13 protein-coding genes and 1 tRNA gene are annotated in these 13792 nt (G+C 64.2%); all 14 read left to right on the top strand.

The features are described from left to right. The first annotated feature begins 7 nt into the window (after positions 1 to 7). On the top strand, positions 8 to 277 hold the full coding sequence (gene rpsO, locus RZR99_RS20535) for a 30S ribosomal protein S15 (protein ID WP_323121611.1): 270 nt from the start codon (positions 8 to 10) through the stop codon (positions 275 to 277). Positions 278 to 578: 301 nt separating this feature from the next. Further along, complete coding sequence (gene pnp, locus RZR99_RS20530; RefSeq protein ID WP_323121610.1) at positions 579 to 2729, top strand: polyribonucleotide nucleotidyltransferase; 2151 nt, start codon at positions 579 to 581, stop codon at positions 2727 to 2729. A 107-nt stretch (positions 2730 to 2836) separates the two neighbouring features. Next, positions 2837 to 3856 (top strand): NAD(P)H-quinone oxidoreductase, encoded by a 1020-nt coding sequence (locus tag RZR99_RS20525; RefSeq protein ID WP_323121609.1) that lies wholly within the window; start codon positions 2837 to 2839, stop codon positions 3854 to 3856. A gap of 106 nt (positions 3857 to 3962) precedes the next feature. Further along, positions 3963 to 4718 carry a triose-phosphate isomerase gene (gene tpiA / locus RZR99_RS20520; protein ID WP_323121608.1) on the top strand — a complete coding sequence of 252 codons (756 nt, stop codon included), beginning with the start codon at positions 3963 to 3965 and terminating at the stop codon, positions 4716 to 4718. Positions 4719 to 4810: 92 nt separating this feature from the next. Then, positions 4811 to 5191 (top strand): preprotein translocase subunit SecG, encoded by a 381-nt coding sequence (secG, locus tag RZR99_RS20515; RefSeq protein WP_323121712.1) that lies wholly within the window; start codon positions 4811 to 4813, stop codon positions 5189 to 5191. A gap of 109 nt (positions 5192 to 5300) precedes the next feature. Continuing rightward, a tRNA-Leu gene (locus tag RZR99_RS20510) sits at positions 5301 to 5385 on the top strand. A gap of 155 nt (positions 5386 to 5540) precedes the next feature. Continuing rightward, positions 5541 to 5900: an NADH-quinone oxidoreductase subunit A gene (locus RZR99_RS20505; RefSeq protein WP_323121607.1), complete on the top strand. Its 360-nt coding sequence runs from the start codon at positions 5541 to 5543 to the stop codon at positions 5898 to 5900. Between the two features lie 62 nt (positions 5901 to 5962). Beyond that, on the top strand, positions 5963 to 6442 hold the full coding sequence (locus tag RZR99_RS20500; protein ID WP_004186402.1) for a NuoB/complex I 20 kDa subunit family protein: 480 nt from the start codon (positions 5963 to 5965) through the stop codon (positions 6440 to 6442). 21 nt (positions 6443 to 6463) lie between these two features. After that, positions 6464 to 7066 carry an NADH-quinone oxidoreductase subunit C gene (locus RZR99_RS20495; RefSeq protein ID WP_323121606.1) on the top strand — a complete coding sequence of 201 codons (603 nt, stop codon included), beginning with the start codon at positions 6464 to 6466 and terminating at the stop codon, positions 7064 to 7066. A 9-nt stretch (positions 7067 to 7075) separates the two neighbouring features. Next, positions 7076 to 8329, top strand: coding sequence for an NADH-quinone oxidoreductase subunit D (locus RZR99_RS20490; protein ID WP_323121605.1), 1254 nt, complete (start codon positions 7076 to 7078; stop codon positions 8327 to 8329). A gap of 168 nt (positions 8330 to 8497) precedes the next feature. Continuing rightward, positions 8498 to 8983: an NADH-quinone oxidoreductase subunit NuoE gene (gene nuoE / locus RZR99_RS20485; protein ID WP_323121604.1), complete on the top strand. Its 486-nt coding sequence runs from the start codon at positions 8498 to 8500 to the stop codon at positions 8981 to 8983. After that, positions 8980 to 10302 carry an NADH-quinone oxidoreductase subunit NuoF gene (nuoF, locus tag RZR99_RS20480; protein ID WP_323121603.1) on the top strand — a complete coding sequence of 441 codons (1323 nt, stop codon included), beginning with the start codon at positions 8980 to 8982 and terminating at the stop codon, positions 10300 to 10302. Before nuoE ends, nuoF begins: the two co-directional genes overlap by 4 nt. Positions 10303 to 10385: 83 nt before the next feature. Then, on the top strand, positions 10386 to 12713 hold the full coding sequence (gene nuoG / locus RZR99_RS20475; protein ID WP_323121602.1) for an NADH-quinone oxidoreductase subunit NuoG: 2328 nt from the start codon (positions 10386 to 10388) through the stop codon (positions 12711 to 12713). Beyond that, a complete protein-coding gene (nuoH, locus tag RZR99_RS20470) occupies positions 12714 to 13778 on the top strand; it encodes an NADH-quinone oxidoreductase subunit NuoH (RefSeq protein WP_323121601.1) in 1065 nt (354 codons plus the stop codon). The last annotated feature ends 14 nt before the right edge of the window (positions 13779 to 13792 follow it).

Genomic DNA, 13792 nt, shown 5'->3' with positions numbered 1-13792 from the left:
AAATCAAATGTCTGTTGCTGATATCAAGAAGTCGGAAGTTGTTGCTCAGTTCGCCCGTGGCACGGGTGACACGGGCTCGCCCGAAGTGCAGGTTGCTCTGCTGACGGCGCGCATCACGGAACTGACGGGTCACTTCAAGGCCCACGCGAAGGACCACCACAGCCGCCGCGGTCTGCTGCGCATGGTGAGCCGCCGCCGCAAGCTGCTCGACTACCTCAAGGGTAAGGACGCCGACCGTTACCGCGCGCTGATCGAGAAGCTGGGTCTGCGTAAGTAAGCGGGGCGATCGCCTCTAGCAAGATGCCTGTGTCAGCCCGCTGATACAGGCATTTTGTTTTTGCGCGGTACGCAGCGTCATGCGTATCGCCGGACTTCCGCTCCCCGTCGAGCGGTGCGGAGTCCAACCGGCCTGGCCTCAGGGTTGAGCTTTGTGTCATTCCAGCGCGTTGCTCGCGCGGCGAGCGCGGCGCTGGAATGGCATAAATAACACACCTCATCCCGAGCGGCCCGGTCGCGACGCCGCCGTGCCGGCCGTGTCCGCGCGCGGTGAATGATATGAACGAACAAAAGGAGCGACCATGTCTCTGTTCAATAAAGTCGTGAAGGAATTCCAGTGGGGCCAGCACAAGGTGCGCCTCGAAACCGGTGAAGTCGCGCGTCAGGCGAGCGGTGCCGTGATCGTCGACGTCGAAGACACCGTGGTGCTTGCCACCGTCGTCGGTGCGAAGTCGGCGAAGCCGGGTCAGGATTTCTTTCCGCTGACCGTCGACTACCTCGAAAAGACCTACTCCGCCGGCAAGATCCCGGGCGGCTTCTTCCGTCGCGAAGGCCGTCCGTCGGAGCACGAAACGCTGACGTCGCGCCTGATCGACCGTCCGCTGCGCCCGCTGTTCCCGGAAGGCTTCTACAACGAAGTGCAGGTCGTGATCCACGTGCTGTCGGTGAATCCGGAAGTGCCGGCCGACATCCCCGCGCTGATCGGCGCATCGGCCGCGCTCGCCGTGTCGGGCCTGCCGTTCAACGGCCCGGTCGGTGCCGCGCGCGTCGCCTACATCAACAACGCCTACGTGCTCAACCCGACGCGCGATCAGTTGAAGGCATCGAGCCTCGACCTCGTCGTCGCGGGCACGGAGCGCGCGGTGCTGATGGTCGAATCGGAAGCGGATCAGCTGCCGGAAGACGTGATGCTGGGCGCCGTGGTGTTCGGCCACGAGCAGATGCAGACGGCGATCGATGCGATCCACGAACTGGTGCGCGAAGGCGGCAAGCCCGAGTGGGACTGGCAGCCGGCGCCGAAGAACGAGGCGCTGATCTCGCGCGTGACAGAACTGGCGCAGAACGATCTGCTGGCCGCTTACCAGCTCCGCGACAAGCAGGCCCGCTCGACGAAGCTGAAGGAAGTCTACTCGGCGACCTCGGCGAAGCTCGAGGAAGACGCGCAGGCGGCCGGTACGGTCGCGGCCGACAAGGCCACCGTCGGCAACGTCCTGTTCGACATCGAAGCGAAGATCGTCCGCTCGCAGATCCTGAACGGCGAGCCGCGCATCGACGGTCGCGACACGCGCACCGTGCGTCCGATCGAGATCCGTACCGGCGTGCTGCCGCGTACCCACGGTTCGGCGCTGTTCACGCGCGGCGAAACCCAGGCGCTCGTCGTCGCGACGCTCGGTACGAAGGGTGACGAGCAGATCATCGACGCGCTCGAAGGCGAATACCGCGAGCGCTTCATGCTCCACTACAACATGCCGCCGTTCGCCACCGGCGAAACCGGCCGCGTCGGCTCGCCGAAGCGCCGCGAAATCGGCCACGGCCGTCTCGCGAAGCGCGCGCTGGTCAAGTGCCTGCCGAGCGCCGAGGAATTCGGCTACTCGATCCGCGTCGTGTCGGAAATCACCGAGTCGAACGGGTCGTCGTCGATGGCATCGGTGTGCGGCGGCTGCCTCGCGCTGATGGACGCCGGCGTGCCGATGAAGGCGCACGTCGCGGGCATCGCGATGGGCCTGATCCTCGAAGGCAACAAGTTCGCGGTGCTGACCGACATCCTCGGCGACGAAGATCACCTCGGCGACATGGACTTCAAGGTTGCGGGTACCGAGCAAGGCGTGACCGCGCTGCAGATGGACATCAAGATCCAGGGCATCACGAAGGAAATCATGCAGGTCGCGCTGGCGCAGGCGAAGGAAGGCCGGATGCACATCCTCGGCAAGATGACGTCGGCGGTCGCGGGTGCGAACACGCAACTGTCCGAATTCGCGCCGCGCATGATCACCATCAAGATCAACCCGGACAAGATCCGCGACGTGATCGGCAAGGGCGGTTCGGTGATCCGCGCGCTGACGGAAGAAACCGGCACGACGATCGACATCTCCGACGACGGCGTCGTGACCATCGCAAGCACGAGCAGCGAAGGCATGGCCGAAGCGAAGAAGCGCATCGAGAACATCACGGCCGAGATCGAAGTCGGCCAGGTGTACGACGGCACGGTGCTGAAGCTGCTTGATTTTGGTGCGATCGTGAACCTGCTGCCGGGCAAGGATGGTCTGCTGCACATCTCGGAAATCGTCAACGAGCGCGTGAAGGACATCAACGACTACCTGAAGGAAGGCCAGCCGGTGAAGGTCAAGGTGATCCAGACGGACGAGAAGGGTCGTGTCCGCCTGTCGGCCAAGGCGCTGCTGAACGAAGCAGCGGCTGCCGCACCGCACGAAGATACGCCGCCGCAACAGTAAGCGGCGAACGGCCGGCAGCGCGAATGCGCCGCCGGCCGTTTTTTTGCAGGATGGATGGGTTTGCGCCGGGTGCGGTGCAAACCCATCACGGTCTTGGAGTGGCGCGAATGAAAGCGATCGAAATCACGGAATTCGGTGCACCGGACGTGCTGAAGCTCGCGGAGCGTCCGCGGCCCGAGTTGAAGCGCGGCGAAGTGCTGATCAAGGTGTCGGCGTCGGGCGTCAATCGTCCGGACGTATTCCAGCGCAAGGGCGGCTACGCGCCGCCGCCGGGTGCGTCGGACCTGCCGGGCCTGGAGGTCGCGGGCGAGATCGTCGGCGGGGAGTTGAGCGCCGCCGCGGCGAATCCGTTCGGCCTCAAGCTTGGGGATCGCGTCTGCGCGCTGCTGGCGGGCGGCGGTTACGCCGAATATGCGTCCGCGCCGCTCGCGCAATGCTTGCCGGTGCCGCAGGGGCTCACCGATATCGAGGCTGCGTCGCTGCCCGAGACTTTCTTCACGGTGTGGAGCAATGTGTTCGACCGCGCGCGGCTCGGCGCGGGCGAGGGCGGCGAGCAGGAAACCCTGCTGGTGCAGGGCGGCTCGAGCGGTATCGGCGTGACGGCGATCCAGATCGCGCATGCGCTCGGCTACCGGGTGTTCGCGACGGCGGGCACCGACGACAAGTGCCGCGCGTGCGAAAAACTGGGCGCCGAACGGGCGATCAACTATAAATCGGAAGATTTCGTCGAGGTCGTGAAGTCGCTGACGCATGATCGCGGCGTCGATGTGATCCTCGACATGGTGGCGGGCGCCTATGTGCCGCGAGAGCTGACCGCGCTGGCGGACGGCGGCCGTCTGGTGCTGATCGCGCTGCTGGGCGGCGCGAAGGCCGAGGTGAATCTGAACGAGATCCTGCGCCGGCGCCTGACGATCACGGGCTCGACGCTGCGCCCGCGTCCGGTCGAGTTCAAGGCGCGCATTGCCGCGCAGTTGCACGAGCGGGTGTGGCCGCTGCTCGCGGACGGACGCATCAAGCCGGTGATCTACCGGGTGCTGCCGGCCGCGCAGGCCGCAGCCGCGCACGCGCTGATGGAAAGCGGCGAGCATATCGGCAAGATCGTGCTCGATTGGGGTGCGAACGCTTGACATCGCCGGTTTGACCGGCTCCCGAGCCGCGCAGTAAAATCGCGGGTTTGCTTCGCCAGATGAACCCGACGGCCGGTTTCCCGGCGCGTCCACGACGAGACAAACGATGTCGAAACAGAGAACAAAGCGGGTAATCGGCAACTGGAAGATGCAGGGTCGCCTCGACGGCAACCAGGCGTTGCTGAAGGACGTGATGCAGGGCGCGCAGTCGGTGCCGGGCGAGGTTGGTATCGGCGTGTGCGTGCCGTTCCCGTATCTCGCGCAGGTGCAGGCGCTGCTGCACGGTAGCCGGGTCGCGGCGGGTGCGCAGGACGTGTCGGCGCACGAGCAGGGCGCCTATACGGGCGAAGTGGCGGCCGGCATGGTGGCGGAGTTCGGTGCGACCTATGCGATCGTCGGGCATTCCGAGCGGCGCGCCTACCACGGCGAGACGAGCGAGACGGTGGCCGCGAAGACGCAGCGCGCGCTGGAGGCGGGATTGACGCCGGTCGTATGCGTCGGCGAAACGCTCGACCAGCGCGAAGCCGGCACGACCGAGTCGATCGTCGGCGCGCAACTCGATGCGGTGCTGGCGGTGCTGTCGGCCGACGACGCGGCGCGCATCGTGGTGGCCTACGAACCGGTCTGGGCGATCGGTACGGGCAAGAGCGCGACGGCGGAGCAGGCTCAACAGGTGCATGCCTTTTTGCGTGCTCGCCTCGCAGCGAAGGGCGTCGCGCACGTGTCGCTGCTGTATGGCGGCAGCGTGAAGCCCGAGAATGCGGCCGAGCTGTTCGGCCAGTCCGATATCGATGGCGGCCTGATCGGCGGCGCATCGTTGAAGAGCGAAGATTTCCTGGCGATCTGCCGGGCCGCGCAGTAAGCAGCGAGCTGTCCCGAGCGGCGCTGCCGCGCAATGAATCCAGGTGGCCGGCGGCAATGCCGGCTGCTCAAACCCAAACTCAGGTGAGTGTGATGCCGTATTTGAAAGTATTGATTATTGTGGTGCAGCTGATGTCCGCGCTGGGTGTGATCGGTCTCGTGCTGCTGCAGCATGGCAAGGGTGCCGACATGGGGGCGGCATTCGGTAGCGGCGCGTCGGGCAGCCTGTTTGGCGCAACGGGTTCCGCGAATTTCCTGTCGCGCACCACGGCGGTTCTCGCGACGATCTTCTTCGTTGCGACACTGACCCTGACCTATCTCGGTTCGTACAAATCGGCGCCGTCCGTCGGCGTGTTGGGCGGTGCGGCAACGACGGCTCCGGCTGCTGCCTCCTCGGCCGCTTCGCAGCCGGTCGCGGCGTCCGCATCGGTCGCGTCGGCGGCTTCTGCGCCGGGCACGAACGTACCGAAATAAAAGTTCAAAAAAATCGCGTTTGTGCGTTGAACAATTTGTATGGTCAGGTTAGAATTTAAGTCTTGAAGCGATTCGCGGGTTACGAAGTTCTTCCCGGGTTGCATGCAGTGCCGACGTGGTGAAATTGGTAGACACGCTATCTTGAGGGGGTAGTGGCGAAAGCTGTGCGAGTTCGAGTCTCGCCGTCGGCACCAAAGTTACTCAATGCCAGCCGCTTCGCGTGGGCTGGCATTTTTCATTTCTGGCGTATGCTTGCGGTTGTCTTGGAATCGCGCGTACTCCGAAATGATCCTTTCTCCGGAAGGTGTTATTCTCCGGGGCGCTCAGAACCAACCGATAGAGGATAGCCTTGAACCTCGCAGCCTATTACCCCGTCTTGTTGTTCCTCCTCGTGGGCACTGGTTTAGGTATAGCGTTGGTCGGCATCGGCAAGATCCTCGGCCCCAACAAGCCCGACAGCGACAAGAATGCGCCGTACGAGTGCGGCTTTGAGGCCTTCGAGGACGCGCGCATGAAGTTCGACGTGCGCTACTACCTCGTCGCCATCCTGTTCATCATCTTCGATCTCGAAACCGCGTTCCTGTTTCCGTGGGGCGTCGCCCTGCGCGACATCGGCTGGCCCGGTTTCATCGCAATGATGATTTTTCTGCTCGAATTCCTGCTGGGCTTTGCGTATATCTGGAAGAAAGGCGGCCTCGATTGGGAGTGATGGGTTAATCGCCGGTTTGCATAGGCGGCCACTCTCTGCCGCCTGTCTGGAGTGGAAAGCAAATGAGTATCGAAGGGGTCTTGAAGGAAGGGTTTGTCACCACGACGGCTGACAAGCTGATCAACTGGACGCGTACCGGCTCCCTGTGGCCGATGACGTTCGGTCTCGCGTGCTGTGCCGTCGAGATGATGCATGCGGGCGCCGCCCGCTACGACCTTGACCGGTTCGGGGTGGTGTTTCGCCCGAGTCCGCGTCAGTCGGACGTGATGATCGTCGCGGGCACGCTGTGCAACAAGATGGCGCCCGCGTTGCGTCGCGTGTACGACCAGATGGCCGAGCCGCGCTGGGTGATCTCGATGGGGTCGTGTGCGAACGGTGGCGGCTACTACCACTATTCGTACTCGGTGGTGCGGGGGTGCGACCGCATCGTGCCGGTCGACGTCTATGTGCCCGGGTGTCCGCCCACGGCCGAGGCGCTCGTCTACGGCGTGATCCAGCTGCAAGCGAAGATCCGCCGAACCAGCACCATCGCCCGTCAATAAACGCCCCGAGCACCCCACAATATGGCAAGCAAAATCGAGTCCCTCAAAGCGAACCTCGAAGCCGCTCTCGGCGCTCGCGTGGCGAGCCTGACCGAAGCGGTCGGCGAGCTGACGCTCGTCGTGAAGGCGAGCGACTATCTCGAAGTCGCGACACAGCTGCGCGACGATCGCACGCTCGGTTTCGAGCAGCTGATCGATCTGTGCGGCGTCGATTACCAGACCTACGGCGACGGCGCCTACGACGGCCCGCGTTTTGCCGCGGTGCTGCATCTGCTGTCGGTGGCGAACAACTGGCGCTTGCGCCTGCGCGTGTTCGCGCCCGACGACGATCTGCCGATCGTCGCGTCGATGGTCGATGTCTGGACCTCGGCGAACTGGTACGAGCGCGAAGCGTTCGACCTCTACGGCATCGTGTTCGAAGGCCATCCGGACCTGCGCCGCATCCTGACCGACTACGGTTTCATCGGTCATCCGTTCCGCAAGGATTTCCCGGTTTCCGGCTACGTCGAGATGCGTTACGACCCGGAAGAGAAGCGCGTCGTGTACCAGCCGGTGACGATCGAGCCGCGCGAAATCACGCCGCGCGTGATCCGCGAGGATCGCTATGGCGGTCTGAAACATTAAGAGGGCGCCATGGCAGAAATCAAGAACTACACGCTCAACTTCGGTCCGCAGCACCCGGCAGCGCACGGCGTGCTGCGCCTCGTGCTCGAACTCGACGGCGAAGTGATCCAGCGCGCCGATCCGCACATCGGCCTGCTGCATCGGGCGACGGAAAAGCTCGCCGAAACCAAGACCTTCATCCAGTCCGTACCGTATATGGACCGTCTCGACTACGTGTCGATGATGGTCAACGAGCACGGCTATGTGCTCGCGATCGAGAAATTGCTCGGCATCGAAGTGCCCGAGCGCGCGCAGTACATCCGCGTGCTGTTCGATGAAGTCACGCGCGTGCTGAACCACCTGATGTGGATCGGCGCGCATGCGCTCGACGTCGGCGCGATGGCGGTGTTCCTGTACGCGTTCCGCGAGCGCGAAGACCTGATGGACGTGTACGAGGCGGTGTCCGGCGCACGGATGCACGCCGCATACTATCGCCCGGGCGGCGTCTATCGCGACCTGCCGGACGCGATGCCGCAGTACAAGGCATCGAAGATCCGCAACGAGAAGGCGCTGTCGCGGATGAACGAAGCGCGCCAGGGCTCGTTGCTCGATTTCATCGAAGACTTCTTCAACCGTTTCCCGAGCTGCGTCGACGAGTATGAAACGCTCCTGACCGACAACCGGATCTGGAAGCAGCGTCTCGTCGGGATCGGCGTGGTGACGCCGGAGCGCGCGTTGCAGATGGGCCTGACGGGCCCGATGATCCGCGGCTCGGGCATCGCATGGGATCTGCGCAAGAAGCAGCCGTACGAGGTGTACGATCGCCTCGATTTCGATATCCCGGTTGGCGTGAACGGCGACTGCTACGACCGCTATCTGGTGCGCGTCGAGGAAATGCGCCAGTCCACGCACATTGCGAAACAATGTATTGAGTGGCTGCGGAAGAATCCCGGCCCCGTGATGACGGACAATCACAAGGTTGCGCCGCCGTCGCGGGTCGGCATGAAGACCAACATGGAAGACTTGATTCACCACTTCAAGCTCTTCACGGAAGGTTTCCATGTGCCGGAAGGCGAAGCGTACGCCGCCGTCGAGCACCCGAAGGGCGAGTTCGGCATCTATCTCGTGTCGGACGGCGCCAACAAGCCTTATCGCCTCAAGATCCGCGCGCCGGGGTATGCCCACCTGGCCGCGCTCGACGAGATGGCCCGCGGCCACATGATCGCCGACGCGGTCACGATCATCGGTACGCAGGACATCGTGTTCGGAGAAATCGACCGCTAAGGTAGACGTCGCCCGCGAGCGGGCGACGTGCAGTGAGTCGCAGGCGAGGCGCGCCCGATCCCCGGCGCCGCTTCGCGAGCTGTCAATAGTGAGCGCCAGGTCTGCCGGCGGTACCAGCAAGTCGGCAGGTTGTTCGTTCGGTAGGAATTGAAAGAGTCGTGTCTGAAAATGATCTCAGCTGAAGGCCTGAAAGAAATCGATCGAGCGTTGACGAAGTACCCCGCCGATCAGAAACAGTCCGCCGTGATGTCGGCGTTGGCCGTCGCTCAGGAAGAGCACGGCTGGCTGTCGCCCGAACTGATGCAGTTCGTCGCGGATTACCTCGGCATGCCGGCCGTGGCCGTGCAGGAAGTCGCGACTTTCTACACGATGTACGAACTCGCGCCCGTCGGCAAACACAAGATCACGCTCTGCACCAACCTGCCGTGCCAGCTCGGTCCGGACGGCGGATCGGAAGCAGCGGCGGAATACCTGAAGCGCAAGCTCGGCATCGATTTCGGCGAAACCACGCCGGACGGCAAGTTCACGCTGAAGGAAGGCGAGTGCATGGGCTCGTGCGGCGATGCGCCCGTGCTGCTGCTCAACAATCACAAAATGTGCAGCTTCATGAGCCGCGAGAAGATCGACCAGCTGCTTGAGGAGCTCTCGAAATGACGTCCCTTCACGATCGTCACATCAAACCGCTGATCCTCGCCGGCCTGAACGGCGACAACTGGCATCTCGAAGACTACGTCGCGCGCGGCGGCTACCAGCAGCTGCGCCGCATCCTCGAGGAAAAGATTCCGCCCGAACAGGTGATCGCCGACGTGAAAGCGTCGGGCCTGCGCGGCCGCGGCGGTGCGGGTTTCCCGACCGGCCTCAAGTGGAGTTTCATGCCGCGCCAGTTCCCGGGGCAGAAATATCTGGTCTGCAACTCGGACGAAGGCGAGCCGGGCACGTTCAAGGATCGCGACATCCTGCGCTGGAACCCGCACTCGCTGATCGAAGGCATGGCGATCGGCGCGTATGCGATGGGCATCACGGTCGGCTACAACTACATCCACGGCGAGATCTTCGAGGTCTATCGCCGCTTCGAGGAAGCGCTCGAGGAATCCCGTCGCGCCGGTTATCTCGGCGACAAGATCATGGGTTCGGAATTCACTTTCGAGCTGCATGCGCACCATGGTTACGGCGCGTACATCTGCGGCGAGGAAACGGCGCTGCTCGAATCGCTCGAAGGCAAGAAGGGCCAGCCGCGCTTCAAGCCGCCGTTCCCGGCGAGCTTCGGCGTGTACGGCAAGCCGACCACGATCAACAACACGGAAACGTTCGCCGCAGTGCCGTTCCTGCTCGCGATCGGGCCGCAGAACTACCTGGAAATCGGCAAGCCGAACAACGGCGGCACGAAGATTTTCTCGGTATCCGGCGACGTCGAACGTCCGGGCAACTACGAAGTGCCGCTCGGCACGCCGTTCGCGACGCTGATGGAGCTGGCGGGCGGCATGCGCGGCGGCAAGAAGATCAAGGCGGTGATCCCGGGCGGGTCGTCCGCGCCGGTGATTCCGGGCGACATCATGATGCAGACCGATCTCGATTACGACGCGATCGCGAAAGCGGGGTCGATGCTGGGTTCGGGCGCGGTGATCGTGATGGACGAGACGCGCTGCATGGTGCGCTCGCTGCTGCGCCTGTCGTACTTCTACTACGAGGAATCGTGCGGACAGTGCACGCCGTGCCGCGAAGGTACCGGTTGGCTGTATCGCGTCGTGAACCGTATCGAGCATGGCGAAGGACGTCAGGAAGATCTGGATCTGCTGAACTCGGTCGCCGAGAACATCATGGGCCGCACGATCTGCGCGCTCGGCGATGCGGCGGCGATGCCGGTGCGCGGCATGCTCAAGCACTACTGGGACGAGTTTGCGTACCACGTCGAGCACAAGCACTGCATGGTCGGCGGCCATTCGCACGCGACGTTGGTCGCGGCGGCTGCCTGAAGCACAACCCGGTTGCGGATTTTGAGCGCCCGATCGAGCGAATGCGCGAACGAGCGGTAATAGGTTAAGGACCATTCACCATCATGGTTGAACTTGAAATAGACGGCAAGAAGGTCGAGGTGCCCGAAGGCAGCATGGTGATCCAGGCTGCGCACAAGGCGGACAAGTACATTCCTCACTTCTGCTATCACAAGAAGCTGTCGGTTGCGGCCAACTGCCGGATGTGTCTCGTTGAAGTCGAGAAGATGCCGAAGGCCGTGCCCGCCTGCGCGACGCCCGTGTCGGCCGGCATGGTCGTGCACACCACCTCCGACAAGGCGGTGAAGGCGCAGCAATCGGTGATGGAATTCCTCCTCATCAATCACCCGCTCGATTGCCCGATCTGCGATCAGGGCGGCGAGTGCCAGCTGCAGGATCTCGCGGTGGGCTACGGCAAGTCGTCGTCGCGCTACAACGAAGAAAAGCGCGTCGTGTTCCACAAGAACGTCGGTCCGCTGATCTCGATGGAAGAAATGTCGCGCTGCATTCACTGCACGCGCTGCGTCCGTTTCGGCCAGGAAGTCGCCGGCGTGATGGAGTTCGGCATGCTGGGCCGCGGCGAGCATTCGGAAATCACGACGTTCGTCGGCAAGACGGTCGACTCCGAACTGTCGGGCAACATGATCGATCTGTGCCCGGTGGGCGCGCTCACGAGCAAGCCGTTCCGCTACAGCGCCCGGACCTGGGAACTGTCGCGCCGCAAGTCGGTGAGCCCGCACGATTCCGTCGGCGCGAACCTCGTCGTGCAGGTCAAGAACAACCGCGTGATGCGCGTGCTGCCGTTCGAGAACGAAGCGGTGAACGAGTGCTGGATCTCAGACAAGGACCGCTTCTCGTACGAGGGGCTCAACAGCGAAGAGCGTCTGACGAAGCCGATGATCAAGCAGGGCGGCCAGTGGCTCGAAACCGACTGGCAGACCGCGCTCGAATATGTCGCGAAGGGCCTGAAGGGCATCGCGACCGATCACGGCGCGAATGCGCTGGCCGCGCTGTCGAGCGCGCACAGCACGGTCGAGGAACTGTTCCTCCTCAAGCAGCTCGCGAAGGAACTGAAGACGCCGAACGTCGATTTCCGTCTGCGTCAGGCCGATTTCTCCGCGCCGGTGAACGGCGCGCCGTGGCTGGGCATGCCGATCGCCGATCTGTCGGCGGTCAGCGCCGCGTTCGTGGTCGGCTCGTTCCTGCGCCGCGATCATCCGCTGTTTGCCGCGCGTCTGCGTCAGGCCGCGAAGAACGGTGCGAAGCTGCATTTCCTGCACGCCACCCGCGATGACGCGCTGATTCCGAGCGCGCAGCGTATCGCCGCCGCGCCGTCGGCGTGGCTCGACGAACTGGCCGGCGTCGCCGCCGCGGTCGCGCAAGCGCGCGGCGTGGCGCTGCCGGACGCGCTGGCGGGCGCCGCCGCATCGGAAGCCGCGCAGCAGGTCGCGCAAGCGCTGACGACCGGCGAACGCCGCGTGGTGCTGCTCGGCAACGGCGTCGTGCGTCATCCGCAATTCGCGCAGATCCATGCGGCCGCGCAGTGGATCGCCGACAACACGGGCGCCACGCTCGGCTTCCTCACGGAAGCGGCGAACACGGTGGGCGCCCACCTCGTCGACGCACTGCCGGGCGAGGGCGGCCTCAATGCGCGCGACGCTTTCGCGCAGCCGCGCAAGGGCTATGTGCTGCTGAACGTCGAACCCGAGTTCGACACCGTCGATCCGGAGCAGGCGATCGCCGCGCTGAAGCAGGCGGAGATGGTGGTCGTGATGTCGCCGTTCAGGCAGGGTCTCGACTACGCCGATGTGCTGCTGCCGATCGCGCCGTTCACGGAAACGGCCGGCACGTTCGTCAACGCGGAAGGCCTCGCGCAGTCGTTCAACGGTGTCGTGCGGCCGCTCGGCGACGCGCGTCCGGGCTGGAAGGTGCTGCGCGTCCTGGGCAGCCTGCTGAACCTGCAGAACTTCGAATACGAGACGTCGGAAGACGTGCGGATCGCCGCGCTCGGCGAAGGCGACCTGAGCGCGCGCCTGTCGAACCGGACCGGCGTCGCGCCGGCGCGGGCGGCGGCATCGGCCGGCGGCGGTTTCGAGCGCCTTGCCGACGTGCCGATCTACCACGCCGATGCGCTGGTGCGACGCGCCGAGTCGCTGCATCTGACGGTCGCGGCCAAGGCGGCGAACTCCGCGGGCCTGCCTGCCGCGCTGTTCGACAAGCTCGGCCTGAAGAATGGCGACGCGGTGCGCGTGCGCCAGGGCGATCGCACGGTGCAGTTGCCTGCCGTGCGCGACGAGAATCTTGCGGAAACGGTCGTTCGCGTGTCCGCGGCGACGCCTGCCGGTGCTGCGCTCGGCAGCCTGTCCGGTGAACTGGTGGTGGAGAAGGCGTAAATGAGCTTGTTCGATACGATCAACTCGGGCGGAGCCCAGCTTCTCGGTGTCGCGTGGCCGACGGTGTGGGCGCTCGTGCGCATCCTCGTCGTCTGCGTGGTGATCCTCTTGAGCGTCGCGTACCTGATTCTGTGGGAACGCAAGCTGATCGGCTGGATGCACGTCCGTCTCGGGCCGAACCGCGTCGGCCCGGGCGGTCTGCTGCAGCCGATCGCCGACGTGCTGAAGCTGCTGCTGAAGGAAGTGATCCAGCCGACGGCCGCGAGCCGCTGGCTGTACCTGATCGCGCCGGTGATGACCGTGCTGCCCGCGTTCGCGGTGTGGGCGGTGATCCCGTTCCAGGCGCAGGCGGTGCTGGCCGACATCAACGCCGGCCTGCTGTACGCGATGGCGATCTCGTCGATCGGCGTGTACGCGGTGATCCTCGCCGGCTGGGCGTCGAACTCGAAGTACGCGTTCCTCGGCGCGATGCGCGCCGCGGCCCAGATGGTGTCGTACGAAATCTCGATGGGTTTCGCGCTGGTCGTGGTGCTGATGACGGCCGGCAGCCTGAACCTGTCGGAGATCGTCGGCTCGCAGCAGCACGGCTTCTTCGCCGGCCACGGCGTCAACTTCCTGTCGTGGAACTGGCTGCCGCTGCTGCCGGTGTTCGTCGTGTACTTCATCTCGGGCATCGCCGAAACCAACCGCCACCCGTTCGACGTGGTGGAAGGCGAGTCGGAAATCGTCGCGGGCCACATGATCGATTACTCGGGGATGGCGTTCGCGCTGTTCTTCCTCGCCGAGTACATCAACATGATCGTGATCTCGGCCCTCGCCGCGACGCTGTTCCTCGGCGGCTGGGATGCGCCGTTCGAATTCCTGTCGTTCATCCCGGGCATCTTCTGGCTGGTGCTGAAAGTCTTCGCGCTGCTGTCGGTGTTCATCTGGGCCCGTGCGACGTTCCCCCGCTACCGCTACGACCAGATCATGCGTCTCGGCTGGAAGGTGTTCCTGCCGGTGTGCGTGGTCTGGGTGATCGTGGTCGGTTTCTGGATCATGTCGCCGCTGAATATCTGGAAATAAAGGGCGGATGAAAT

The organism is Burkholderia alba (assembly GCF_034721475.1).
In the GTDB taxonomy this organism is placed as follows: Bacteria; Pseudomonadota; Gammaproteobacteria; order Burkholderiales; family Burkholderiaceae; genus Burkholderia; species Burkholderia alba.
Note: the sequence above shows the minus strand (reverse complement) of the source record. Positions and strands in the feature narration are given on the sequence as shown.